Origin of the sequence: Citreicoccus inhibens (genome assembly GCF_019039035.1) — a bacterium.
Taxonomy (GTDB): domain Bacteria; phylum Myxococcota; class Myxococcia; order Myxococcales; family Myxococcaceae; genus Citreicoccus; species Citreicoccus inhibens.
In genome coordinates this window covers 124,107-149,741 of record NZ_JAHNZT010000002.1, presented here as the reverse complement: position 1 = coordinate 149,741, position 25,635 = coordinate 124,107, and the positions used below count along the sequence as shown (strand labels likewise).

The window sequence follows — 25,635 nt, the reverse complement described above, 5'->3', positions numbered from 1 at the left end:
GCCAGCGCAAGGACTCCAAGCAGCCAACCCACCGGCACAGGAATGCTGGACGGCGGCCCCCCGACCGGGCGATGTGTCCCGCGCCATGAGTCCAGGACGGGAGATACCCTCAGGCATGCTGTGCGTGGCCCCAGAGCGATTCGACGTGGCAGCGGCGCTCGCGCACTACGCCGAGCATGGCTATGCCCGCCTGGGTCGGGTCCTCGGTGACGAGGGCCTCCACGCCCTGCGCGAACGGGCAGACGACCTGATGCTCGGGCGCGTGGTGTATCCCGGCATGTTCTTCCAGCCGGACGCTCCGTCGGGTCGCTACGAGGATGCTCCGCTGGGGCTCGGCTGGCAGGGGCCGTCCCTGGACTATCGCAAGCTGGAGAAGCTGGAGCTGGACCCTCGCTTCCTCGCGTGGATCGAGAACCCCCTGTTCGAGCGCATCGTCCACACGCGCATCCCCGGCGACATCGTTCTCTACCGCGCCATCCTCTTCCACAAGGGACAGGCCGGAGGCAGCAACCTCCCCTGGCATCAAGATGGCGGGAAGCTCTGGGGCCTCACGCGCGACCCCGAGCTGCAGATCTGGACCGCGCTGGACGACGCCCCGCTCGACGGCGGATGCCTGGAGGTCGTGCCCGGAAGCCATCACGCGGGCCGGGTGACACAGCTCGGCGGAGTCATCCCCGAAGACCGTGTGCGCGCCGAGTCGGCCGAGTCGCGCACGGTCCCCCTGCCCGTCCAGGCCGGAGAGTCCATCCTCATCCACAACCACCTCTGGCACCGCTCCGGACGCGGGCGGCCGGGACTGCGGCGCCGCGCGTTCTCAGCCTGTTACATGAGCGTGGACACCACCTGCGTGCGCAAGAAGAAGGCGCCCCGCGTCTTCCACCCCGTCTTCCGCCGTTAGCGCCGCCTCACCCCGCGAAGTCCAACCGCGCCTTGCGCATCCCCTCGGCGCGAGCGGGTTGCACCAGGGGCAAGGAGACGCGGAACGTGCTGCCACGCCCCGGCTCGCTCGTGACGGAGATCGTCCCACCAAAGCCCGTGACGATGCCGTGGCAGATGGACAGCCCCAGGCCCGTCCCCTCTCCTACCGGCTTCGTCGTGAAGAACGGATCGAAGATGCGCGCGCTGACCTCGGGAGACATGCCCGCGCCCGTGTCCGCCACCTCGACGATGACCCGAGACTCCACGGCGCGCAGCCTGATGCGCACTTCGTTTCGCTCCGGAGCGCCGGGAGCGATGGCCTGCGCGGCGTTGATGAGCAGGTTGAGGAACACCTGCCCGAAGCGCCCCTCGCTTCCCTCCACCGGGGGCACGTCCTCGTAGTCGCGCACGATGCGCGCGCGATGCCGCAGCTCGCCCCGCGCCATGGTGATGGCGGACTCCAACACGCCTTGCAATTGCACCGGCGCCACCGCGTCGTCGTCCCCGCGCGAGAATGTCCGCAGGTCTCGCACGATGTGACGCACGCGGTGCGCCCCATCCGTGGCCTCGCGCAACACCTCCTCCAGCTCCGCCACCCGGCCCGGGGGCAGCTCGTGCGCCAGCCGCTGCAACTCGGTGGCGACGAACGACAGGTTGGAGAGCACGAACGCCAGCGGGTTGTTGATCTCATGCGCCACGCCCGCAGCCAACGTGCCCACCGCCGCCAGCCGATCCGACACCACGAGCTGCGCCTGCATGGAGCGGCGATCCGTCAGGTCGCTCGCGCTGACGACGGTGGACAGCTGCCCATCAAACAGCAGGCCCTGACTGCTCACCTCCGCGGTCATCACCCGTCCATCGCGACGCAGGAAGCGCAGCTCGCGGTGCTCCGAGCGAGCCACTCCCGGGGGCGCCGCGATGATCTCCTCCGCCGCGCGCCGATCCTCCGGATGAACGAAGTCCAGCGGCGCGGCGCCAATCAGCTCCGGTCCCGTCAGCCCCAGGAAGCTCAGCGCCGCGGGATTGACGTAGAGCAGCGGTCCGCCGCGATGCACGAAGATGGCCACGGGCGAGCCTTCGATGAGCGCGCGGAAGCTCTCCTCCGAGCGCCGCAGCGCCTCCTCCGCGCGCTTGCGCTCGGTGATGTCCAGCGACACCGCCCCGAGGAAGCGCTGCCCCAGGGCATCCTTCGCGAGGAAGCGATACGTGAGCCAGTGGTGCTCGGTGCCGTCGCGCGCGGGCACCATCCCCTCGCCCGCGGTGAGGCGGCCCGTCTCCAGGACCTCGCGATCGCCCGCGCGAATGCCCTCGGCGGCGGACAGGGGCATCAGGTCCGTGTCGCTCAGCCGGCTCACGTCCGTGTCGCGCGGCAGCCCGAAGAACGCCAGGTAGCGCTCGTTCACCCAGACCCGGCGCCCCTGCTCGTTCTTGATGGTGGCGAGCACCGGGCTGTGATTCATGAACGACTCGAAGCGCTCCTGTGAGACCCGGAGCGCCTCCAGCGCGGCGGTGCGCTCGGCGATGAGGGCCTGGCGCGCGGCGGCCTCGGACGCGTTGCCCATGGCCGAGCCCAACAGCCCCGCCATCAACTCCAGCGTCCGCACGTCCCGGTCCTGAAACGCGTCGGGCGAGCGCGCCGTGACGGTGAGCACCCCCACCGGGCGCGCGTCTCGCCACAGCGGCGCGATGATGATCGAGCGGACCCCCACCTCGCTCGCCGCGCGCCGGTCCACGCGGGGATCCGCAGGCGCATCGTCCGTGCGCAGCACCTCGCCTCGCGTGAAGCACGCGCCGGTCAGGCTGCCCTCCAGGGACACGATGAACCCCACGAAGCCAGAGAGGCTGCCGGTGGCCACGCGGTACGTGAGCTGCCGTCCCCCGACCCGGGGCAACCCCACGGCCGCGCCCTCCGCGCCGCACAGCACCCGCGCGCGCTCGCAGATGAGGCGCATCAGCGCGCCCAGGTCGAGCCCCGCCAGTGCCACGTCCGACTGGGTCTGAATGATGGCGGCCAGCCGCTCCAACTCACCAGCCGGGGCGGCGCTCGTCGGGGCTCGCGGCGCCATCAGGTTGATGACGAGGAGTCGCATCGAAGCTCGTTTGTACGGGCGAAGCGCGGAATCGTATGGTTGTGGACGGGAGGCAGTCCAGGTCCACCCCGCCGGACAGTGGACGCAAACAATTCATGTCGGAGTCGGGTCACCCTGGAGTGCTGGTCGCGGAGCAACCCCATTACCTGCCCTGGGTGGACTATTACGAGCAGGTGGCCCGAGCGGGCACCCTGCTCGTCCTGGATGACGTCCAGTGGCTCCGGCGCGGCTGGCAGCGGCGCACCCGCGTGGCCTTGCCCGTGGGCGTGCCCACCCCACCCCCTTCCGAACCGGGCTTCCAATGGCTGTCCATTCCCCTGGAGGATCCGCATCGGGACGTTCGAATCAAAGACCTCGCGGTGGACGCAAGCCAGCCCTGGGCGCGCAAGCACTTGCAGACGCTGGTGACGCTGTATGGCCGGCGGCCGTACTTCCGCACGCAGGTGTTGCCCCACGTGGAGCCCTTCTACGACGCGGCCGCGCGCGAATCGGGACCGGGCTCGCTGCTGCGCCTGCTCCTCGCGAGCATGGCGCTGTTCTACGCGCCGCTGGGGCTCGCGCCGCGCATCCTCCTGGCGTCCTCGATGGAGCGCACGGGAGAGGACAAGAGCCAGCGGTTGGTGGAGTACTGTCGGCAGCTCGGGGCGCATACCTATTACTCGGGACTGGGCTCGTCGCTGTACCTGCGGGTGGATCGATTCCGCGACGCGGATGTGCGCGTGCTGTGGCAGCGCTTCCGCCACCCCACCTATGCGCAGGGACGCGAAGGACGCTTCGTGCTGGGATTGTCCATCGTGGATGTACTGGCCAACGTGCCCCTGGACGAGGTGAAAGCCTGGCTTCAGCCCTCGCCCTGGGGACCGTTCGCGCCGCGCTCAGCGGACTGACGCGGCGGAGCCTCCGGCGGAAGGCCGCTTGTCGAAGCGCACGAAGTAGCTGTGCACGGCCGAGTCCAGGAGCGCCGGCTCCAGGCGCGGGACGATGCCCTGGTAGTGCGCCATGTCGATGACCTGATCCAACAGGTCGCGAGGCTGGCAAGCCGCGAAGGGCCGCCCCAAGGGCCGGTAGTGTTTGTCGATGAGGTAGTCCACCGCGCCCGCGTCGTAGGGCACACCGCGCTTGTGGCACATCAGCTGGAAGATTTCGTGGAACTGCTCCTCGTCCGGACGCTGGACCTCCAGCTTGTAGCGGACGCGGCGCAGGAAGGCGTCATCCACCAGATCGCTGGGGTCGAGGTTCGTGGAGAACGCCGCGAACACGTCGAAGGGCACCTGCACCTTCTTGCCCGTGTGCAGCGTGAGGATGTCCACGTCGCTCTCCAGCGGGACGATCCACCGGTTGAGCAGGTCCTTGGGGGACACCTTCTGACGGCCGAAGTCGTCAATGAGGAGCATCCCGTTGCTGGCCTTCATCTGGAACGGGGCCTCGTAGTACTTGACCTCCGGCGTGTAGACGAGGTCGAGCATCTCCAGCGTCAGCTCGCCGCCCACCACCACCAGCGGCCGACGGCAGCGCACCCAGCGGCGATCGTACGCGGGCGCGCCCGGCTCGTCCGGCAGGGGCTTGTGCAGGTTGACGTCGAAGATCTTCACCACGAAGTCATCGATGAGCAGCGCATGCGGGACGAAGATGTCCTCGTCGAAGCAGTTCACCATGCCCTGGCAGATGGCTGTCTTGCCATTGCCTGGCGGCCCATAGAAGAAGATGGCGCGACCCGAGTTCATCGCCGGACCGATGCCGTCAAAGATGTAGTCGCGGATGATGAGGTCCCCGAACTTGTCCTCCATCCGCGCGCGGGTGATGCGATTGCCGCGCACGGTCTGCCGCCGCACCGCGGCCACCCACTCATGGAAGGGCACGGGCGCCGGGCCGTTGTAGCGATTGCGATCCAGGATCTGCCGCATCACGTCCGTGACGAACGTGGTGAGCTGGTAGATCATCGTGGACTTGCCCACGCCCGAGGAACCACCCCCTCGGATGTCCACATACTTCTGGCGGCGCAGCCCCTCGATGGTCTCGTCCACCAGCGCGGTGGGCAGTTGGAGCCGGCCAGCGATGTCCATGCCGCGCATCTCGCCGGCGAAGAACAGCGCCTTGAGGACCAGTTCCTCGATGAAGGTGGCGTTGAGGCCGGTGTCCTCCAGCGTGCGCGGCTGCGCAGGCCAGAAGCGGTCCACGGGAGGAGGTGCCTCGGCGGCGCGGCGCGGCGGCAGTGGGGTGCGGCGCTCCGGGCCCGGGGGCACGCCCGCCATCCCTGAGACGCGGCGCTCCGGCCCCGCATAGCCCGAGGCGGCCGGCGGCAGCGAGCGGCGCTCGGTGGCGACCTCGGGCGCGCCCGCGAAAGGAGCCGGGGTTGCCGCGGGGGGACGCGGCGGGGGGCGCATGGCCGCCTCGGCGGCGGGAGTCAGGGCGGGGCCCAGCCCCGTGGTGCCACGCGGACGCGGAGGCGCCTCCAGCAGTCCGGAAGACGGCGGCGTACCGGGCGCCGCGCGAGGCCGAGGCGGCGCCGAGAGCACCGGGCCCGGCGCGGGCTGGGGCGCGGCGGGGCTCTCCAGTGGGGTGACGGTGCGGTTGCGGTCCTCGGCGGAGTCGGGCTGGGACGGGCTGGCAGGGGGGGACCCCGGCCTCCTGAAGAAATCGGGCATGACGGCTCCGGTTGGAACTGCCGGCGCAGCCTACTCCACCCGCCCGGATTTCAACGATGTGGCATATCCAGGGATTTGCCGTGGTCTTCGCTCGGCCACGCCGGGCGTCCTGGTGCTAGCTTCACCCCATGAGCTTCTTCCAGGCCCCTCCCCAGTTGGGGAACCAGTACGACGACGACGCTTTTCTCCAGGGCTACCTGGCCCGCACTCTCCCCGAGGACGTCCGGCGCTCACTGACGGACGAGTTCCGCGAGCTGGGAGAGCTGAGTGGCAAGTACTTCTACGAGTTCCAGCTCCGCGACCGGCTGAACGAGCCGGTGTTGACGCAGTGGGACGCGTGGGGACACCGCATCGATCACATCGAGGTCTCCCCGCTGTGGAAGGAGGCGGAGGCGCTCACGGCCCGCAAGGGGCTGGTGGCCACCGCCTATGAGCAGAAGCACGGCGCGCTCAGCCGCGTGCACCAGTTCACCCTGAACTACCTGGTGCAGCCCTCGCTGGACGTCTACTCGTGCCCGCTGGCCATGACGGACGGCGCGGCGCGCTCGCTGCTGTCGCTGGGGAACAAGGCGCTCATCGACCACGCCCTGCCCCGCCTCACGTCGCGCGATCCCGCCACCTTCTGGACGTCCGGACAGTGGATGACCGAGCGCACGGGCGGCTCGGACGTGGGCCTGACGCAGACCGAGGCGCGCAAGTCCCCCGAGGGCTGGCGCCTGTACGGCACCAAGTGGTTCACCTCCGCGACGACGGCGCAGATGGCGCTGACGCTGGGGCGGCCCGAGGGCAACGGCCCCGGTGGCAAGGGCCTGGCGCTCTTCTACGTGGAGACGCGCGACGCGGCGGGCAAGCTCAATGGCATCCAGATCAACCGCCTGAAGGACAAGTTCGGCACGCGCAAGGTGCCCACCGCGGAGCTGACGCTGGACGGCGCGCTGGCGGTGCCGGTGGCGGGCCTGACGGATGGCATCCGCAACATGGCGATGATGCTGAACGTCACGCGCACCTGGAACGCGGTGGGCGCGGCGTGGAGCATGCGTCGGGCCATGGCCCTGGCGCGCGACTACGCCAGGCGCCGCGTGCAGTTCGGCGCGAAGCTGTCCGAGAAGCCGCTGCACGTGGACACGCTGGCAGGCCTGGAGGCCGAGTACCAGGCGGGCTTCCTCCTGAGCTTCCGCGCGGTGGAGCTGCTGGGGAAGCTGGAGACCCAGACGGCCACCGAGTCGGAGCTGCTGCTGCAGCGGCTGGTGACGCCGCTGGCGAAGCTGACCACGGGCCGGCAGGTGGTGCACATCACCTCGGAGGTCACCGAGTCCTTCGGTGGCGCGGGCTACGTGGAGGACACGGGCCTGCCGCGCGTGCAGGCGGACGCGCAGGTGCTGTCCATCTGGGAGGGAACCACCAACGTGCTCTCGCTGGACGCGCTGCGCGCGCTGGCCAAGGAGGGCACGCTGGAGGCCTTCTTCCACGAGGTCGAGGGCCGGCTGGCCAAGGTGCGCGACGCGGACCTGCGGCCGTGCGTGACGGTGGCGCAGGACGCGCTGGAGCACGCGCGCGCGTGGGTGTCCGGAGCGCTGGGCAACCCGACGACGCTGGAGGCCGGGGCGCGGCGCTTCTCGCTGACGCTGGGCCGCACGCTGGAGCTGGCGCTGCTGAGCGAGCACGCGCAGTGGTCCCTGGAGAACGGCCACGGCCCGCGCAGCAAGGCGGCGGCGCGGCGCTTCAGCAAGCACGGCGTGGACCTCATCCGGGACGACATCGACCTGGATGACGCCCGGCTGCTGGCCTGAGCGGCGTCACGCCGAGGTGAGCAGGACACGCGGGGGCGGCTTCGTGGCTGCCCCCGTTTGCGTTTCCGGCTGCGTCCGCGAGGCACTCTCGCTAAGAGACGGACGCCATGTCCGTCCTGAGCCCCGCGCAGAGCCAGCAGTTCGCCGCCCAAGGCTTCCTCGTCCTCCCCGCCTTCGTCGCCAGGGAGCGCACCGAGCGGATGCTCGCGCTCGCGAAGGACCAGGTCGCCGCGGACCAGGGCCCCGCGGAGTACGAGGCCGACCTGCGCTACCCCGGAGCGCCCGAGAGCCGCGCCGCCGAGGGAGGCCGCACCATCCGACGCCTCCTCCAGGCCCACGCGCGCGGCGAGTCCTTCGCCCAGTGGTTCTCCGAGGACCGTCTGCTCGGAGCGCTGTCCGAGTTGCTGGGCGGCCCGGTGAAGCAAGCGCGCTCGCATCACAACTGCGTGATGACCAAGCAGCCGCGCTACTCCTCGGAGACGGGCTGGCACCAGGACATCCGCTATTGGTCCTTCACGCAGCCTGAGCTGATCTCTGTCTGGTTGGCGCTCGGCAGCGAGACGCCAAGGAACGGCGGGCTCCTGGTCATCCCCGGTACCCATCGGATGGACTTCGCCCCCGAGCGCTACGACGAGCGCCTCTTCCTGCGCCCCGAGCACCCCGAGAATGTTCCCCTCATCGCTTGCGCGGAAAACGTCGCGTTGGAGCCGGGCGACGTGCTGCTGTTCCATGCCCGGCTGTTCCACGCCGCCAGCCGCAATCACACACAGGACACGAAGTACTCCGTGGTCGCGACGTACCGGACGCTCGACAACGCCCCGGTGCCCGGCTCGCGCTCCGCCGCGCAGGATTGAGCCCGCCGCGCGGGGCACCCTCCCATCGTGATGAAACGATGATGAAGTGAAGAGGCGCGCGTGCGGCGCGCGGCGAGTACCGCCCTGAATGATGGACGCCTCACTCACCGAGGCGACCCTCTTGAATCCCGACCCGCACCTCCGTGGAAGCCGCCAGCCGCGCTGGCGGACAGAGGACGCCCCCTGGGCACGCAGCTTGCCTAGGCGCTCAAGCCCCATGAGGGCGCTGTCCCTCGCGTGCGTCCTCATGCTCCTGAGCAGCCGCGGCGCCTCGGCGCAGGGAGCCGCCATCGTTGGGACGATCATCGACGCCGAGGACAAACAGCCCCTCGCCAACGTCTGGATCTATCCGACCTCCCCGGCGCTCTCTCCTTACGAACGGCGAGAAACATCGACAGACGCCCAGGGAAATTATGGCATCTTCAACCTCCCCCCTGGCGTCTACAAACTCGGTATCGCGACAGACATCGGCCCAGGCCCTGATCGCTACGGGCTGGAGCTCAAGCCAGGGCAAACCCTTCGCGTCAACATCCAAGCCGTCAAATTCAACCTGGGAGGTCTCCCGAGTGCTGGGGCGACTGAGAGTTGGGTGGATTACAGCTGGTGGAGCGAGGGCAATTGGTTTCCCACGGCGCATCGCTCCATCAAGAAAGGCTTCACGGAGGACTTCGCGCGCCATCGACCGTCGCGAGACTCGGGCGGCCTGCTTCGTTCGTATGACAGCAGCCTGGAGCTTTTCCCTGACACGCGGGTGATGGCTGGGGGCCTCAGCCTCTCCGGAGCCTCTCCTCTCGAGGGAGAGACCCGGCTCGATGGACTCTCGACGATGGACCCCGCCTATGGGGGAAACGCCCTGCCCCTCCCCGACGCCTTGGTGGAGAACCTGACGCTCGTCACCCGTGGCGGGCTCACCGACGAGACGCGGGCCATTGGAGCGAACATCGCGGCAACCACCCCGGCCGGCGGCCCCCAGTTCCACGGCGCGGTCTTCACCACTTGGACCCCGGGGATCTGGGAAGGGCCTCGAGCGCAGCCTCAATCCACCACAGGCCCCGTGCGCCGCGAGACCCTTCACCAGTTCGGCGACCTTGGCGGCATCGTCAGTGGACCGCTGCTCGAACACCGAAAGCTGACCTTCGTGCTCGGTGCCGTTCCGACCTTCCGTCGCGTTGCAAGGTCCGAGGACGTCTCCAGCGAGGGGGCGGTGCCGAGTCCAACCTCCACCACGAACTTCCTCGACCAACGCGCAGCCCAGGTGATGGGCAAGCTCGAATTCTCCCCCTCCCGGGAGCAGCGCCTGTCCCTTTCCCTCATCACTCAGCCAACAACCTTCGACGACGACTCCGTCACAGGCGAGCCTCTCCATCCGGAGCCGTTCAAGAGCACCGTCACCCGAACCAGTCTGTCCTGGAGGATCCTCCCTTTAATGAACTCCTACGCGGAGGTAGAAGCCCACCTCGGGTGGCTCCACCGAGACACTTCGCGAAAAGGGCGCGTCCCACCGGATGCGACCAATGAACCGCCGCCCCCGAACGATGGACGCGTCGAAGACAGTGCGGATCGCTATCAAGCGAGCCTCCAGCTTTCGCACCTCGCTCCAGGCCGTCATGATCTCAGCCTGGGCGTGAGCGGTGAGTATCTCACCCACGAACAACTGAGCGGGGACGAGGGGGCTGCGCTCCTGCGCTCGAATCAAGGCGGGGACGCCCCAGGACAGCCCTCATCGAGGACGCGCGGGCTGGTCCTCGGGGCATTCGTTCAAGAGGTCTGGTCTCCCGTGTATTGCTTCACGGTGTCGGGGGGGCTTCGCTATGACCACGAACGCGTGCTGCCCGCGGATGGCGGCTCTTCTCTCTTCACCGGAAGCCGTGTCTCGCCGCGCCTGGGAGTCACCTACGCAAGGTTCTCGTTCATCCGTGTCTTCGCGCAGTACGGGATGACCGCGTCTCAGGTCCCACTGGTACTCGTCGAGGCCCGCTCGCGAGCCCGCCCCTCATCCGCGCCCCTCTCCATGCCAACGTCTCAGGATCTCGTGGTCGGCATGGAGGTCCGCAAGACGACTGAGTCGCGCGTCAGCCTCCAACTCCTGCATCGGAACCTGCGTTCGCCCATCGACAGCGCGATGAGCGTGAGTCCGCCCGGCGACCGCAGCTATGACGCCGTCACGTTCGTCTTTGGCCACAACGAGCCAGCAGCACAAGAAGGGCTGAAGGCGCTCTTCAGCTACACGTGGTCACGACTCACGGAGCAAGGACAGGGACGAGTCCGGCTCTCGCCTGTCCCTGACGCCTCAGCCCTGGTTCTCGGCGCCACGGGGATGGATGATTCCGCGCCAGCGGACCGCCCACACACCCTCAAGGCCCATGTCTCATGGGCCCGTCTGTTCGGGCCCCAGGTCATCACCCAGGTGGGCCTGTCCTATCAGGGGGAATCGGGTCCTCTGATGCTCGGAGCACCCCATCGGCTGGACTGGCATCACAGCCTGGATGCCTTCGTGTCCTTGGGCCTGTTGAAATGGGGCTACGAGCGACTTGTCGGAGGCGTGGATGTCTTCAATCTCCTCAACTTCCAGACCGTCACTCGGACCGATGCCCGCGGCGCTCCCGTCGCGTATCAGCCGCCCCGCCAGATTCGCATCCAGGCACGCTACACGTTCTAACTGAGCCCCCCAGACATCCTCGGCCTGCCCCCACGAGGATTGTCACTCCTCGAAGGGGCGACCCTGCAGGTCCCCAGGCGTCGCCCGCCCCATTCCCGCCCAAGGTCTCCTGATGAATGCCTGGACGACAGAGGTTCGATGCAACCGCGATGAGCGCGTGCGGGTCAGAACGCCGGAACCACCGCGCCCTCGTAGGTCTTCTCGATGAAGCGCCGCACCTCTTCGGAGCGCAGCGCCTTCACGAGCGCCTGGATCTCCGGACGCGCCTCGTCCCCCTTCCGCACGACGAGGACGTTGGCGTAGGGGTTGTCCTTGGCGGACTCCTGCGCCAGCGTCTTCGCGTTGAGTCGGAGGTTCTTCCGCGCCTCCAGGAAGTAGTTGCCGTTGATGACCGCGGCATCCACGTCCTCCAGCGTGCGCGGCTGCTGTTCCGCATCAATCTCTCGCAGCTCCAGCTTGCGCGGATTGCCCACCACGTCCTGGATCGTGGCCGCGGCCCCCACGCCGTCACGCAGCCGCAGCAGGCCCTGCTGCTCCAGGAGGCGGAGCGCCCGGCCCGCGTTGCTCGGGTCGGCGGGGATGGTCACCTTGGCGCCCTCGGGCAACTCCGCGAGCTGTGCGTGCTTCGTCGAATAGAGCGCGAGCGGCTCCAGGTGCACCGCGCCCACGCTGACGAGCGTCAGCTTGCGGTCCGCGCTGAAGCGCTCCAGGTAGGGAACATGCTGGAAGTAGTTCGCGTCGAGCTGCCCATCCGCGAGCGCGAGGTTCGGCTGCACGTAGTCCGTGAACTCGACGACCTGGACGTGGGTGCCAGCACGCTCGGCCACGGGCACGGCGACGCGAAGGATCTCCCCATGAGGCACGGGATTGACGCCCACCTTGAGCGTGCGCGCGCCCTCCCCGGCCGCGTCTGACTTCTTGCAGCCCGCCACACTCCCCACGCCCAAGAGAAACAACGAAGCCAACAGCGCGCGAGACCAACGGTTCATGGATGTGTTCTCCAGGAAGACTCAAGAAGACGTGCGTTCAAATCGGGCGGCGAGCCGATCGCCCAGCCACTGGACGAGTTGCACCAGCACCAGCAGCACCACGAGACAGCCCAGCATCACGTCGGTGCGAAAGCGCATGTAGCCATACTTCACCGCGAGGTCGCCCAGACCGCCGCCCCCCACGGCGCCCGCCATGGCGCTGTACCCGAGCAGGCTGATGATCATCAGCGCGAGCCCGCGAATGAGGGACGCGCGGGCCTCGGGGATGAGCACGCGGAGGATGACCTGCGCGTGCGTGGACCCCATCGCGACCGCGGCCTCGATCTTCCCCGAGTCCACTTCGCGCAGGGCCTGCTCGACGACACGCCCCATGAAGGGGATGGCGGCCACGACCAAGGGGACAATGGCGGCGGTGGTGCCAATCGTGGTGCCCGCCAGCAATCGCGTCAGCGGGACGATGGCCACCATGAGGATGATGAAGGGCACCGAGCGCCCCACGTTGACGAGCACGCCCACGGCTCGATGCAACGCGGGACGAGGCCACAGCCCGCCTTCGTCGGCGATGGCCAGCAGGACGCCCAGCGGAAGGCCGGCCAGGAGCACCAACACCGCGGCCACCGACGTCATATAGAGCGTCTCGCCCGTGGCCACCCAGAGGGAGTTCAGCAGTTCGCTAGACATGGGCACGCTCCTCGGGGGACAGGCCCTGCTCGCGCAGGAAGTCGAGGGCACGGCTCACCGCCTCGGGTTCTCCGGTGAGTTCGAAGAGCAGGCGTCCCACGGGCGCACCGCCCACGCGATCCAACGTGCCCTCCATCAAGTTCGCGTCCACATCGAAGCGACGCGCCATGGTGGTGAGCACGGGCCGAGTCGCGTGCGCGCCCACGAGGAACAACTCCACCAGCCGGCGCCCCGGATTCGCGGGCCATTCGCGCATGGCGAACGGCGCGTAGCAGAGCCCATGGAGGCGTGTGCCAGGACGGGACAACAGGTCGAGCACCTTGCCCTGCTCCAGCAACTGGCCTCGCTCCAGCACCGCGACGGAGTCGCAGAGTTCCTTCACCACATCCATCTGGTGGGTGATGAGGAGGATGGTGAGGCCCAGCTTGCGGTTGATGTCGCGCAGGAGGTCGAGCACGGAGCGCGTCGTCTCGGGGTCCAACGCGGAGGTGGCCTCGTCGGACAGGAGCAACCGGGGCCGAGGCGCCAGGGCGCGAGCAATGCCCACGCGCTGCTTCTGTCCACCCGAGAGCTGGGAGGGATAGGCCTTCGAGCGGTCAGACAGTCCCACGAGGGCCAGCAGCTCCGCCACGCGCTCACGAATCAGCGTGCGCGACCAGCCCGCCACTTCGAGCGGATAGGCGACGTTGCCCTCCACGGTGCGCGAGGCGAACAGGTTGAAGTGTTGGAAGATCATCCCGATGCCCTGCCGCGCCTCGCGGAGCTGACGGTCATCGAGGGAGAGCATGTCCTTGCCGTCCACTCGCACCGTGCCCGAGGTGGGGCGCTCCAGCAGGTTGACGCAGCGGATGAGCGTGGACTTGCCGGCGCCGCTCTGGCCGAGGACACCGAAGACCTCGCCTGGGGCGACGCGCAGGGAGACCTCGCGCAGGGCCGCCACGTCGCGATCTCCTTGTCGGTACAGCTTGCTGACTTCGTGCAGCTCAACCACGGACCACTCCGGCGGGGGTGCTCGCACGCGAGGGGCGGCGAGCGCTGGGGATGGCGATGAACAAAGCGGCCAGGTTCATGATTCAGGGGCGGGATGCAATGGGAGGAGCGCCCTGCCGAGCAGGCCGGCGTGCGCCGTGTCGCTCGGGGAGCGGGCACGCGGGGCACAGGGAGACCGGGAGGCGGAAACGACAACGCCCCGGTCCGAGGCGCGGAACCGGGGCGGCGCGAGAAGGCGTCGGCGAGAGGCCGACCACTCTTCGAAGACTACGTGCGCACGCGGGCTCCCTCGTGGCCACACCAGGTGGCGACGACGTGGGGACAACAGCGAGCGCAGGCTAGGAGCACGGGCGGAGTGGTACGGCGCGCGGCGCGACGTGTCAAGCCACGCAGATGCAAGGAACTGATGGGAGCGGTGACGGACAGCGAGCGAGCATCACGGCGAATAGGGATAGCGCTCGAGGATCCGACCCTCCCGGGAGACCGCATAGAGCTCGAACCAGTCGGTTTCGAAGTCTCCGCCGGGCCCCATCCCCTTGCAGCGATCCATCCGGCGATTGACGCGGACGATGTACAGACCCTTGGCTTCTCCGACGACCACTTCCAAGGCCTGCGCCGAGAAGGCACACGTCCCCGCATACTCCTTGGGGAAGCGGGCCACCACGCGCAGGAGCACCGCGTTCGCGGCCACCACCGCGGGGCCATCCAGCGTCGCCAAGGGCTGAACGTCGCTTGGCCACTCGAATGCAATCGAGGCATCAGGCCTAGCAGGAGCCCCCCGAGTGCCATACTCACTGGGGGGGCCTGGCTGAACCGCCACGCCCGCGTCCCCCTCCCGTCGGTCAACAGAAGCATCAACGCCAACGACGTGGACACTCGTTGCAGGCGTAGCCCGTTGCGGGGCCACGCTGCTGGAATCCCGAGCCCGCACTCCAGTCGGCACGTGAGCGCCCCCGTCAGCGCCCCCAAGCAACACCAGAAGTGCGACACCTAATTCAATCATACCTGTAGAAGCGCGGCTCATCTCGATGTCCTGTAGCAAGCCAGCCCAACGCTGGAATGGGCTGCCCGTTCGAGTCGCGCGCGAGCCTCCCACTCGGACTGGTCGCGTATGCGACCACAATCCAATCTCCCTCTTGGGATTTCGCTCTCGGCCAATTTGCCAGATCTCGACTACTCGCCCCTGTCCCACATGGGTGATTGTGGGCATAGCCAAACACGGGGAGTTCATTTCCAAAGTCGGAATCCACAACTCCACCAAATGGTGGCCAACACGAGTTGGCCGAATCCGTCAAACCACGGATTGGCCAAGAGACACGCCAGTCATCTGGTGTCCGGTAGAGCGCGACGCAGTATTCCGAAGCATCAGGCCGAGGACGACCTGTAATGGGGTCACAAGCGTCGGTCGCCCCTGGCAGCGCCATCAATGCGCTCAACGCCGGAACCACCAAGTCATCCGGAACTTCCGGCGTATCTGCAACGACGATCGGAACCTCCGGCCATGGCCCCGGCGCCACGGCCAACTGGGGAGCTCCCTCCAACTTGGTGAGTTCGCTGTGCAGGTAGTACCGCCTGGCACTGGAACACGCCAAGAAAGCCAAGCTCCCCAGCAATACCAAATGACGAAGTGACCTGCCGGCCACTCTCATGATGGGTTCACCTCGTTAGGTGCGGAGCTGGCTCAGGGCTTCCTCGACGTACTTGACGCCCTTGGACGTGATGGCCTTGCCCTTCTTGGTGTCCTGCGCGTAGCCCGCATGGAGCCGCAGCGCCTTCGCCGCGTTGGGCGCCGCGTACGTCACGCCGAACTCGCCCCAGAAGCGCGACATGGTCCCGGACGTCACCTCCACGTCCAACGAGCGCGCCAGATAGAGCGGGATGAGCGAGCGCAGGAGCTGATCCTTTTGTCGACCAGCCGACACCAGCACCGATTCCTTGGGGTGCGATCGCAGCGCGTCCACCAACTGCCCCACCACATCCCCCGCCTCGGGTACCCGCGCGACCTTCTTGCGCGCCGCCGGCTTCTTGCGGACCGCCGCTGCTGCCTTCTTCGCTGCTGGACGGGCCTTCTTCACCGCTGTCTTCTTCACGCGAACCCCCGCTGACTTCGCTGGCTTGCGCCGAGCCTCCGCCGGCCGGACTTCCATCCGCCCTGTCATCGGAAGGAACGCCGCCCCCGAGAACTCCGGCACCTCGACCCCCTCGACGGAACCATCCGGCACGGGCGACGACGTCCGAGGCGAGGCGCTCCGGGACACGTCCTGGGCCCGGCCCTGGACGTAGTACCGCAGCATCTCGCGCGCGTCGTTCACCACGCCTCCGAGACCCACGCGATCGAACAGCGATTCCAACCACCGGAGACCGTTGAGCACCTGCGAGCCCTCCTTGAGAGTCCCCAGACGCTACTACAGCCCCCGGAATTCCGGATCATCCCTCGTCGGATCATCGACTCACGGACATCACGGTCCGAACCTTCACGTTCACCACCTGCCCCGAACGCTCCACCACCCCCTGCCCCACCAGGAACAAGGATCCGTGAATCTCCCGCCGGCACCGCGCATACACCTCGGGCGGCACCACCAGATTGGCGATCCCCGTCTCATCCTCCAACGACACGAAACACACGCCCTTGGCCGTCGGGGGCCGCTGACGACAGATGGACAACCCACCCACCGAGACCGTCCGGCCCGCGGGCACCTGCTTCAGCCCCTCCGCCGTCACCGCGCCCAGCCGCTTCAAGCTCGGCCGCAACAGCTCCAGCGGGTGCTTCTCCAACGACAACCCCACCGTGTCGTAGTCCGCGCAGACCCGCTCATGCACGGACATCGGAGGCAGCTCCACGGCCGAGCCATCCATGGCCATCCCGAAGAAGAGGTCGTCCGGATCCAACGGCCCCAAGGCCTGGATGTCCCACAGCGCCTGCCGCCGCTCCCCGCACAGGGAGCCCAGAGCCCCCGCCAAGGCCAGACGCGTCAGCTCATGCCGAGGCACCCGCGCCCGCCGCGCCAACTCGCCCACCGTCGCATAGCCCTCCCCCCGAGACGCCGCCACGCGCTGGCCCACCGCGTCGCCCAACCCCCGCACCATCCGCAATCCCAGCCGCAGCGCGCCATCCTCCTCCAGCGTGCAGTCCCAATCCGAGCGCCGCACGTCCACCTCGCGCACCTCCACGCCATGGCGCTGCGCGTCCGCCACCAAGGTGTGCGGCGCATAGAAGCCCATGGGCTGGGAGTTGAGCAGCGCCGCCGCGAAGGCCGCCGGGTAATGACATTTCAACCAGCTCGACGCATAGGCAATCAGCGCGAAGCTCGCCGCGTGACTCTCTGGAAACCCATACTCGGCGAACCCTCGGAAGTTCCCGAACCACTCCTCCGCCAGGGCGCGTGCATACCCGCGCGCCACGCAGCCCTCCACGAAGCGCTCGCGATAGGACAGCATGCGCGACTCGGCCTGCTTGTGGCTGAGCGCCCGTCGCAACCCATCCGCCTCCGCCGCCGAGAACCCCGCCGCCGCCATCGCGAGCTTCATCGCCTGTTCTTGAAACAGCGGCACGCCCAGCGTCTTGCCCAGGATGTCTCGCACCGCCTCGCTGGGATGGTGCACCGGCTCCAATCCGTCGCGCCGCCGCAGGAAGGGATGCACCATCTTCCCCACGATGGGCCCTGGGCGGATGAGGGCAATCTCCACCACCAGGTCATAGAAGGTCCGCGGCTTGAGGCGCGGCAGCATGTTCATCTGGGCGCGGCTCTCCACCTGGAACACGCCCACGGTGTCCGCCGCGCACAGCATGTCGTAGACCTTGGGATCCTCGGGCGGAATGGTCGCCAGGGACAACTCCTTGCCGTGGTGCTCGCGGAGCAACGCGAAGCACTTCGACAGCGCCGTGAGCATGCCCAGGGACAAGAGGTCCACCTTCAGCAAGCCCATGGTGCTGATGTCATCCTTCTCCCACTGGATGACCGTGCGGCCCGGCATGGCCGCGTTCTCCACCGGCACCAACTCCACCAACGGCTCACGCGTCAGGACGAAGCCGCCCACGTGGATGGACAGGTGGCGCGGAAAGCCCTCCAGCTCCGCGGCCAGCGCCAGGGTCTGTCTCACGCGCCCGTCTCCACCGGACAGGCCGGCCTCGGCCAGGACGTCGGGGGTCACCTCGAAGCCATGCGCCGCCGAGACCTTCGACAGCCGGTCCACCTGATCCAACGACAGCCCGAGCGCCTTGCCCGCCTCGCGCAGGGCCAGCCGGCCCCGGAAGCAGATGACCTCGCACACCATGCCCGCGCGCTGACGTCCGTGCTTCGCGTAGACATACTGGAGCACCTCCTCGCGGCGCTCGTGCTCGAAGTCCACGTCGATGTCGGGCGGCTCCTTGCGCTCCATGCTGAGGAAGCGCTCGAAGAGCAGCCCCATGCGCACGGGGTCGATGGAGGTGATTTGAAGCGCGTAGCAGACCGCCGAGTTCGCCGCGCTCCCTCGTCCCTGACACAGGATGCCCTGCTCACGCGCGAACCGGACGATGTCCCACAGCGCCAGGAAGTACCCCGCGAAGTCCAGCGCCGCGATGAGCCGCAGCTCGTGTTCAATCTGCTTCACCACGTCCGCGGGCACGCCGCCTGGGTAGCGAACCTGGAGCCCTCGGTAGGTGAGGTCCCGGAGGTGCTCGTTCGCGCTCATCCCGGGCGGCAGGTCCTCCTCGGGGAAGCGGTAGTGCAGGTCATCCAGCGAGGCCTGACAGCGCGAGGCCAGCGCGAGGCTGTGCTCCAGCGCCTCGGGCCGATCCGCGAACAGCCGCACCATGTCCTCCGGGGACTTCAGCGTGCGCTCGCCGTTGGGCATGAGGCGCGTGCCGGCCGCGTCCAGCGGCACACCATGGCGGATGGACACCAGCATGTCCTGGAGTGGCTGGCGGCGGCGGTGGTGCGTGTGCACGTCGTTGTGGGCCACCAGCGGGACGCCCAGGGCCCGGGCGAGCGCCTCCGACCGAGCCTCGCGCCCCGCGTCCCCCGCGGACAGCGTGCGGCACAGCCCCACGTGGAAGCGATCCGCGAAAGCCTCGGCCAGGGGGGCCACCACCTCCCGCGGCGCGGGCGCAGGCAAGAGCGCGAGCAGGCCCTCGGAGCGCTCGGCCAGCGCGCGCCAAGGCAGCCCCGATTCGCCCTTGGGATGAGACATGCGGCTCTGAGAGACGAGCCCGCACAGGTTCGAGTACCCCCGCGCGTTCTGCGCGTACACCGCCACGGGCGGGCCGTCCTCGAGCGTCAGCTCGGCGCCGAGCAGCAGCTTCACCCCGTGCTCCTTCGCCGCCAGGTGGGCCTTCACCACGCCGTACAGTCCGTCCACGTCGGTGAGGGCCAACGCGGACAACCCGAGGCGCGCCGCCGTGGAGATGAGCTCCTCCGGATGGGAGGCCCCGCGAAGAAACGAGAAGTTGGAGCGGCACACGAGCTCGGCGTAGGTCACACCGGATCCAAACACTGAGCGGGCGTTCAGGCGCTAGATTGGATCTTCGCTCGGTGGAGGGAGAACCTCGTGGGTTGATGGAACCCCCCGGGACGTCGGGCGGCCAAGGCGGACCCGCCGCGTCACGATGACGAGCGTTGTCTTCCAAGAGGCTGTTTGCCATTCCATTCCTCGTCGTAGCAACTCGAGTCATCCACCTCGTGAGGAAACAGGAGGCACTCGGCGCCAGGGAATGACTGGCCTCGGCCTGCGCCGCCTTGCGTAGCAGCCCACCAGCACCAGACCAGCTCAGGACTCACGAGGCAGCGCGTTGCGCGGAAGCGCTCATCCACCTTGCGCTGGCCATTGCGGGCCCGCCACGCCACCAGCCCTTCGCGTCCGCGCTCCACGTGTAGCGCTGACGGCGGCCACCCCGGTGGAGGTGGCGCGCACAACGACTGCCGCGCGGCCCGCGGGCGAGACTGGCCCTCGGCAACCTGGGCGCTATTTCCGCAAGCACTGCCGGCACCTCGCCCTGCCCCCGGGCGCCAGCGCCAACGGAGCCCTGGGGTTAGTTGACGTCCTCATGGGCGAGGAGCTGAGCGCCGCCGCACAGGGAGCAGAACGAACTGAAAGTCTTCACCTCCGAGTCCGGAGGCATGTCGGGGAAGCGGAACCGCGCCATGACGCTTGGCGGGTCGAAGGCCTCGCTCCAGCCACACTTGTCACACGGCGTGATGCGCCAGTTCGCCCGCTCCTGGAGGTACTGCGCCGTGACATGGAGCGGATGCGATAACCCCGGCCCCGTGATGAAGCGGATCTCCTCTCCCTGGCGGACCTCCCGGAGTTGGTGTGGTGCGTTGAGGAGTCTGGCAACGTAGACCCACGCGCCGAGGGGGACGTCCACCGGGACGGGGGAGTCCTGGTCGGAACTGGTGCTCACCAGGCGCACCGGTCCTGGCTCCGCGCGAAGAACTCGAACCCAGATCATCTCGGGCCTGCGCTGGGTTCTCTGAGGGTCGCCGTCATGCACCATCACTTGCAAGTCGTTCGGGTAGCTCGCGTGAAACAACCCTTGGAGCTGTGGGTCCTTGCGCCAGGGGGCGTCCGGGTCGGGTTGGGGCCCGAAATGGGTCAGCCAGGATGGAGCCACGGGCAGGCCCCTCGCGGAGACCTCCTCGGCCGTGAGGATGCTGAAAGGAAACTTTCCCGGAAGCCTCACGGTGAAGGAGGGCAACTCGACGGTCGCCGCCGAACTCGCGGGGCCTCCCTTGGCGGACAGCCCCGCCTCGCTGTCAACATAGGTGAAGCCGAGGAACCGCTCCTGGAACTGCCAGGGCAACTCCAGCCATACCCAGCATCCCCAGGGGATGGTGCCCGCTGCCTTGTCCGTCCCCGAGACAGCGATCGTCTTCGCGGTGTTCACGGGCGCCAATGGACGAGGCGCGGGGGGAGAACCACGGAATTTTCTTCGGAGCCAGTCGAACATCCTCTCAGGCTGCCATGACGCTCGGAGAATCTCTCGTAAAATGGCAGGACGTCATGCGACTTCAATGAGCGCATGGCGAAATGCAGTCAGCCTCGATTCACGGGAGAACCCTCGCCCACGTCGGCGCACAATTGGCGCCCTGGCCAATCCCTGACGAGCCCGCTAGGCTCCAATCGCTGTCATTCACGACAGTGCTTGTGAAACTCTTCACGGAGGCATCATGAGTGAACGATTGAAGTCCCTGGCCCGCGTCGCGCTGTTCGCTGTCCTGGCGATGGGGGCTCCCGCGATGGCCGCGCCCAATCAGTGCGATGTGGTCTGTTCCTGCTCGGGCTCGTGCAACTGGCTGTGTTCAGACGGGACGGCGCGGACGAACTGCGGCACCTACGGCATCTGCAGCGGGACGTGCCGGACGGGGCCCCAGACGTCCCAGAACGAGGCCCGCGAGTCCGATGCGGCCGACCGCGCCTCACAGCAGGTCTGCGGTGAGAAAGCCCCCGAGACCTCTTCTCCGCCCGCCAGGGGCTGAGACCCTCGGCCAGCCGCCGGTCCCCCACCCGGGCCGGCGGCGTCCCTCGCCCGGCCAGCAACCCACCCACCCCAGAGCCTCGCGGGTTTGACAGGAGGGCGACCCGGCTGCCAAAGAGCGACCATGGACCCCTCCGCCTGGCAGCTTTGGATCATCGCCGCGCTGCTCGCTGGCGCCCTGGAGATCAAGCTCTCCGGCTTCGTGATGCTGTGGTTCGCCGTGGGCTCCCTGGCGGCCGCGCTCGCCGCCAGCGTGGGACTGGGCATCAACGGACAGCTGTTCCTCTTCACCCTGGTCTCCGTGGCGCTCTTCAGCGCGTCGCGCACCATCTTCAAGCACGCTTTCATGCGCCGTGCGGCGCACTTAAAGACGGGCGTGGAGGCCATGGTGGGTCAGGAGGCGGTGGTGGTGGAGGCGCTCACCGAGGGGCACGGGGGCGCGGTGCGCATCAACGGAGAGCAGTGGACCGCTCGGTCGCTGTCGGGGCCGGTGCCCGAGGGCGAGCGCGTCACCGTCGAGCAGGTCGAGGGCCTCAAACTCTGGGTGCGGCGCGCCTCCGCGTCGCACGAGATTTCCGCGCAGCAAAAGAAGGAGAAGGCCGGATGGACTTCCTGACTGTCGTCTTCATCATCGCGGCGCTGGTGGTGGGCTTCGCGCTCATCACGGGCATCCGCATCGTGCCGCAAGCCAAGGTCATGGTGGTGGAGCGGCTCGGCAAGTTCCACAACGTGGCCACCAGCGGGTTGAACATCCTCATCCCGTTCCTGGACAGCCCTCGGGCCATGGAGATGCGCACCGGCAACCGCTTCATGCGCACCACCCTGGTGGACCTGCGTGAGCAGGTCATGGGCTTCGAGACCGTGCAGGTCATCACCCACGACAACGTGAACATGGAGGTCGGCTCGGTCATCTACTACCAGATCGTCGACCCGGCCAAGGCGCTCTACCAGGTGGAGAACCTGGCGCTGGCCATCGAGCAGCTCACCATGACCAACCTGCGCAACGTCATGGGCGGGTTGACGCTGGACCAGACGCTCACCAGCCGCGAGACGGTGAACACCAAGCTGCGCATCGTCCTGGACGAGGCCACGGAGAAGTGGGGCGTCAAGGTGACGCGCGTGGAGCTGCGTGAGATTGAGCCGCCCCAGGCCATCAAGGCCGCCATGGCCAAGCAGATGACCGCCGAGCGCGAGCGCCGCGCCGAGGTCACCAAGGCCGAGGGCGACAAGGCCGCCGCCATCCTCCAGGCCGAGGGCGAGAAGATCTCCCGCATCCTCCGCGCCGAGGCCGAGCGCGACGCCGAGGTCGCCCGCGCCGAGGGCAACAAGCGCGCCACCATGCTGGAGGCCGAGGGCAAGGCCGAGGCCACGCGCCTGCTCTTCGAGTCCATCCACAACGGCCGCGCCACCCCCGAGGTGCTCGCGCTGCGCTACCTGGAGACGCTGCAGGAGCTGGGCAAGGGGCCCAACAAGATGTTCATCCCCTACGAGGCCACTGCGGCCCTCGGCTCGATTGGCGTGCTCAAGGAGCTGTTCACCACCGTGGGCTCGGACCCGTCTGCGCCGAAGCGCGCCGCCGCCGCGCCCGCGGGCCGGCCCACCGCCTCGGCGACGAGCGCGCAGACCATCGCCCGCAACCTGAACGAGCCCGCGCCCGTCCCGGTGCGCCGGCCGCTGCCGTCCACTGAATCCAAGGACGACTGAACACTGTCTTTGATCAGTCCTGAGCGCCTCCCATGATTCCATGGCGAGGCGCTTTTCTTTGGATTACTGCGGCCACCTCAACGCGAGGAGCACGCACCATGGTCCAGCTCGGTACGAGCGCGCTGAACGTCTCCCCACTCTGCCTGGGTGGCAATGTCTTCGGATGGACAGCCACCGAGCCGCAGACCTTCGCGGTCCTGGATGCCTATGCGGCGGCCGGGGGCAACTTCGTCGACACCGCGGATGTGTATTCGGCGTGGATCCCCGGCAACTCTGGCGGCGAGTCCGAGACCCTCCTGGGGAAGTGGATGGCCTCGCGCAACAACCGCGCGCGCATGGTGATCGCCACCAAGGTGGGGCAGCACTCCGGACGCAAGGGATTGTCCGCCGTCAACATCCGCGCCGCCGCCGAGGACTCCCTGCGCCGGCTGAAGACGGATTACATCGACCTGTACTACGCGCACATCGATGACGGCTCGCCGCTGGAGGAGACGCTGGGCGCGTTCGATGCGCTCGTGCGCGAGGGCAAGCTGCGCGCGCTGGGCGCCTCCAACTACTCGGCCGAGCGACTGGCCCAGGCGCTCGACATCTCGCGCCGCGATGGACTGGCGCGCTACGTGGCCCTGCAACCCCACTACAACCTGATGGAGCGCTCGGGCTTCGAGGGGGCCCTCCAGGCGCTGTGCGAGCGCGAGAAGGTCGCCACCCTTCCCTACTTCGCGCTCGCGGCGGGCTTCCTCACCGGCAAGTACCGGCCCGGCCAGCGCGTGGAGAGCGCCCGCGCCGAGCGCGCCCGGGCCTACCTGACTCCGCGCGGCCTGCGCGTCCTCGCCGCGCTCGATGAGGTGGCGCGCGCGCAGCGCACCACCGTGTCCGCCGTGGCGCTCGCCTGGCTGCGTGCCCAGCCCACGGTCGCATCCCCCATCGCCAGCGCGCGCACCGTCGAGCAGCTCCAGGACCTGCTGCCCATGCTCCAGCTTCAGTTGAGCGCGGAACAGCTCCGCCTGCTGACCGAGGCCTCCGCCGAGCGGTGAGCCCCGCGCCGCGCGACAGAGCAAGCAGTTGCATCGATCGCGCGCGCCGTTTATAGCTAGGCGCGCTGTTCGACGCGTCATCCCGAGGGCCGCCGCCCTCTTGTCGCTCTGGAGGGGTCAGCCCTCCGCCACACGAGGTTTCCACACCCTTGCGCCTGCACTCCTGAATCCCCGGTTGCCGTTGACGTACCCCTTCGCGCCCCCCGGGCGTGATCCGGATTCAGGAGTCGCTGCTTGTCATCCCTTCGCGCGCATGGCGTGTCGTTCGCCTTCACTGACGCTGTTCCCGTTCTCACCGATGTCGAGTTCCACCTGCCCTCGGGCTGGACGGGACTCGTGGGCTCCAATGGCGCGGGCAAGTCTACCTTGCTCCGGCTGCTGTCCGGGGAGCTGACGCCCACCGACGGGCACCTCCAGTTCGAGCCCCCCTCGCCCCTCATCCGACTGTGTCCACAGAGCGTGGAGGCGCTCACGCCGGAGATCGCCGCCTTCGCGGACGCGTATGACGCCCTGGCGCGCCGGCTCCATGGGCAGCTCGGGCTGGATATCACCGCGCTGGAGCGCTGGCCCTCGTTGTCACCTGGGGAGCGCAAGCGCTGGCAGATTGGCGCGGCGTTGGCCGCCGAGCCGACCGTGTTGCTGCTCGACGAGCCCACCAACCACCTGGACGTGGAGGGCCGCACCTGGCTCGTGTCCGCGCTGCGCCGCTTCAAGGGCGTGGGCGTCGTCGTGTCGCATGATCGCGCGCTGCTCGAGGCCCTCACGACTTCGACGCTGCGCGTGCATGCGGGCGAGGTGCGCCTGTGGCCCGGCGCGTATGCCACCGCGCGAGGACACTGGGAGGCCGCGCGCGATGTCGAGGTGGCGGCGCATCAGCAAGCACGCAGCGAGCGGGATCGCGCCGCGCAGCTGCTGGACAAGGCCCGCCGCGAGCAGCAGGCGTCCTCCGCCTCGCGCAGCACCGGCAAGCGGATGAAGAACAAGTACGACAGCGACGCGCGCACGCTCGCGGCCTCCACGGTCGCGAGCTGGGCGGACGCGCGGCTGGGCGCGCAGGTGGGCTCGCGCCGACGCGAGCTGGAGCGCGCCGAGAAGGCGGTGGGCGAGTTCGTCCCGGACAAGACCGTGGGCCGCTCGCTCTTCGTGGACTACGTGCGCTCGCCCAACCCGTGGCTGTGCACAATCGATGTGCCGTCCTTGCGCGCCGGGGACGTGGAGGTGCTCGGCCCCGTGAAGCTGTCCGTGGGCCGCGAGTCGCGGGTGCGCATTGAAGGCCCCAATGGCGCGGGCAAGACGACGCTCTTGCGCGCGCTCATGGACCATCTGCGCGTGCCGCGCGAGCGCGTGCTCTACCTGCCCCAGGACGTGAGCGACCAGGAGGCCCGCGACACGCTCGACGCCGTGCGCGAGCTGCCACCAGAAGAACGAGGCCGCGTGCTCTCGCTCGTCGCGGCGCTCGGCGTGGATCCGCAGCGCCTGCTCGCCTCCGAGCAGCCCTCTCCCGGGGAGGCGCGCAAGCTGCTCATCGCCCAGGGGCTGGGACAGCATGCGTGGGGGCTCGTGCTGGACGAGCCCACCAACCACCTGGACCTGCCGTCCATCGAGCGACTGGAGACCGCCCTGCGCGAGTACCCCGGCGCCCTCGTGCTCGTCAGTCACGACGGCCCCTTCGCGCAGGCCTGCACCGAGGAGGCCTGGCGCGTGGGTCACGGCGGCGTGACGGTGAGCACCGGGCCCGCCCCCACCTGAGACGCGAGACACCAATCCCTGTCGCAACCCCGGAACCCTACCTTTCCGGTGCTTCTCCAGAATTACATGTTTCTGG

Annotated in this window: 19 protein-coding genes; 10 read left to right on the top strand and 9 right to left on the bottom strand. The window is 68.5% G+C overall.

All coding sequences use genetic code 11. The annotated features are described in order from the left end of the window. Positions 1-115 precede the first annotated feature (115 nt). Positions 116-898, top strand: coding sequence for a phytanoyl-CoA dioxygenase family protein (locus KRR26_RS03220; RefSeq protein ID WP_120203902.1), 783 nt, complete (start codon positions 116-118; stop codon positions 896-898). Positions 899-905: 7 nt separating this feature from the next. Here the strand turns inward: KRR26_RS03220 and KRR26_RS03215 are convergent, their stop codons facing one another. Next, positions 906-3,008 carry a PAS domain S-box protein gene (locus KRR26_RS03215; RefSeq protein WP_120203901.1) on the bottom strand — a complete coding sequence of 701 codons (2,103 nt, stop codon included), beginning with the start codon at positions 3,006-3,008 and terminating at the stop codon, positions 906-908. A gap of 95 nt (positions 3,009-3,103) precedes the next feature. Here KRR26_RS03215 and KRR26_RS03210 point away from each other — a divergent pair, with 95 nt between their 5' ends. Beyond that, complete coding sequence (locus tag KRR26_RS03210) at positions 3,104-3,895, top strand: WbqC family protein (protein ID WP_120203899.1); 792 nt, start codon at positions 3,104-3,106, stop codon at positions 3,893-3,895. On the opposite strand, the gene KRR26_RS03205 is transcribed toward KRR26_RS03210, so the two are convergent. After that, on the bottom strand, positions 3,884-5,653 hold the full coding sequence (locus tag KRR26_RS03205; protein WP_120203897.1) for an ATPase: 1,770 nt from the start codon (positions 5,651-5,653) through the stop codon (positions 3,884-3,886). The genes KRR26_RS03210 and KRR26_RS03205 overlap by 12 nt on opposite strands. Before the next feature lie 128 nt (positions 5,654-5,781). On the opposite strand from KRR26_RS03205, the gene KRR26_RS03200 reads away from it, so the two are divergent. The 3 genes from KRR26_RS03200 (at position 5,782) to KRR26_RS03190 (ending at position 10,956) form a co-directional block, all read left to right on the top strand. Beyond that, entirely contained in the window at positions 5,782-7,443 is a 1,662-nt protein-coding gene (locus KRR26_RS03200) for an acyl-CoA dehydrogenase family protein (RefSeq protein WP_120203895.1), read from the top strand. A 107-nt stretch (positions 7,444-7,550) separates the two neighbouring features. After that, positions 7,551-8,297: a phytanoyl-CoA dioxygenase family protein gene (locus tag KRR26_RS03195; protein ID WP_217079089.1), complete on the top strand. Its 747-nt coding sequence runs from the start codon at positions 7,551-7,553 to the stop codon at positions 8,295-8,297. A gap of 217 nt (positions 8,298-8,514) precedes the next feature. Then, positions 8,515-10,956, top strand: a complete 2,442-nt coding sequence (locus KRR26_RS03190) for a TonB-dependent receptor domain-containing protein (RefSeq protein ID WP_217079088.1) — start codon at positions 8,515-8,517, stop codon at positions 10,954-10,956. 164 nt (positions 10,957-11,120) lie between these two features. Here the strand turns inward: KRR26_RS03190 and KRR26_RS03185 are convergent, their stop codons facing one another. The 7 genes from KRR26_RS03185 to KRR26_RS03155 all read right to left on the bottom strand — a co-directional run bounded on the left by KRR26_RS03185 (position 11,121) and on the right by KRR26_RS03155 (position 20,481). Continuing rightward, positions 11,121-11,945, bottom strand: a complete 825-nt coding sequence (locus KRR26_RS03185) for a MetQ/NlpA family ABC transporter substrate-binding protein (RefSeq protein ID WP_120203890.1) — start codon at positions 11,943-11,945, stop codon at positions 11,121-11,123. Between the two features lie 21 nt (positions 11,946-11,966). Continuing rightward, entirely contained in the window at positions 11,967-12,626 is a 660-nt protein-coding gene (locus tag KRR26_RS03180) for a methionine ABC transporter permease (RefSeq protein ID WP_120203888.1), read from the bottom strand. After that, positions 12,619-13,617 (bottom strand): methionine ABC transporter ATP-binding protein, encoded by a 999-nt coding sequence (locus KRR26_RS03175; protein WP_217079087.1) that lies wholly within the window; start codon positions 13,615-13,617, stop codon positions 12,619-12,621. Before KRR26_RS03175 ends, KRR26_RS03180 begins: the two co-directional genes overlap by 8 nt. A gap of 435 nt (positions 13,618-14,052) precedes the next feature. After that, positions 14,053-14,334 carry a hypothetical protein gene (locus tag KRR26_RS03170; protein ID WP_233576738.1) on the bottom strand — a complete coding sequence of 94 codons (282 nt, stop codon included), beginning with the start codon at positions 14,332-14,334 and terminating at the stop codon, positions 14,053-14,055. 946 nt (positions 14,335-15,280) lie between these two features. After that, the gene (locus KRR26_RS03165; protein ID WP_233576737.1) at positions 15,281-15,988 is read right to left on the bottom strand and encodes a hypothetical protein; all 708 of its coding nucleotides are present in this window, start codon (positions 15,986-15,988) and stop codon (positions 15,281-15,283) included. A 70-nt stretch (positions 15,989-16,058) separates the two neighbouring features. Beyond that, positions 16,059-19,076 carry an error-prone DNA polymerase gene (locus KRR26_RS03160; protein WP_217079086.1) on the bottom strand — a complete coding sequence of 1,006 codons (3,018 nt, stop codon included), beginning with the start codon at positions 19,074-19,076 and terminating at the stop codon, positions 16,059-16,061. 550 nt (positions 19,077-19,626) lie between these two features. Continuing rightward, positions 19,627-20,481 carry a hypothetical protein gene (locus KRR26_RS03155; RefSeq protein WP_217079085.1) on the bottom strand — a complete coding sequence of 285 codons (855 nt, stop codon included), beginning with the start codon at positions 20,479-20,481 and terminating at the stop codon, positions 19,627-19,629. 283 nt (positions 20,482-20,764) lie between these two features. On the opposite strand from KRR26_RS03155, the gene KRR26_RS03150 reads away from it, so the two are divergent. The 5 genes from KRR26_RS03150 to KRR26_RS03130 all read left to right on the top strand — a co-directional run bounded on the left by KRR26_RS03150 (position 20,765) and on the right by KRR26_RS03130 (position 25,559). Continuing rightward, positions 20,765-21,073: a hypothetical protein gene (locus KRR26_RS03150; RefSeq protein WP_147422901.1), complete on the top strand. Its 309-nt coding sequence runs from the start codon at positions 20,765-20,767 to the stop codon at positions 21,071-21,073. 123 nt (positions 21,074-21,196) lie between these two features. After that, positions 21,197-21,688 carry an NfeD family protein gene (locus tag KRR26_RS03145; protein WP_120203878.1) on the top strand — a complete coding sequence of 164 codons (492 nt, stop codon included), beginning with the start codon at positions 21,197-21,199 and terminating at the stop codon, positions 21,686-21,688. Further along, the gene (locus tag KRR26_RS03140) at positions 21,676-22,776 is read left to right on the top strand and encodes an SPFH domain-containing protein (protein ID WP_120203877.1); all 1,101 of its coding nucleotides are present in this window, start codon (positions 21,676-21,678) and stop codon (positions 22,774-22,776) included. Before KRR26_RS03145 ends, KRR26_RS03140 begins: the two co-directional genes overlap by 13 nt. A gap of 98 nt (positions 22,777-22,874) precedes the next feature. Next, positions 22,875-23,810: an aldo/keto reductase gene (locus KRR26_RS03135; protein ID WP_217079084.1), complete on the top strand. Its 936-nt coding sequence runs from the start codon at positions 22,875-22,877 to the stop codon at positions 23,808-23,810. Positions 23,811-24,044: 234 nt separating this feature from the next. Then, a complete protein-coding gene (locus KRR26_RS03130) occupies positions 24,045-25,559 on the top strand; it encodes an ATP-binding cassette domain-containing protein (RefSeq protein WP_217079083.1) in 1,515 nt (504 codons plus the stop codon). Positions 25,560-25,635: the final 76 nt, after the last annotated feature.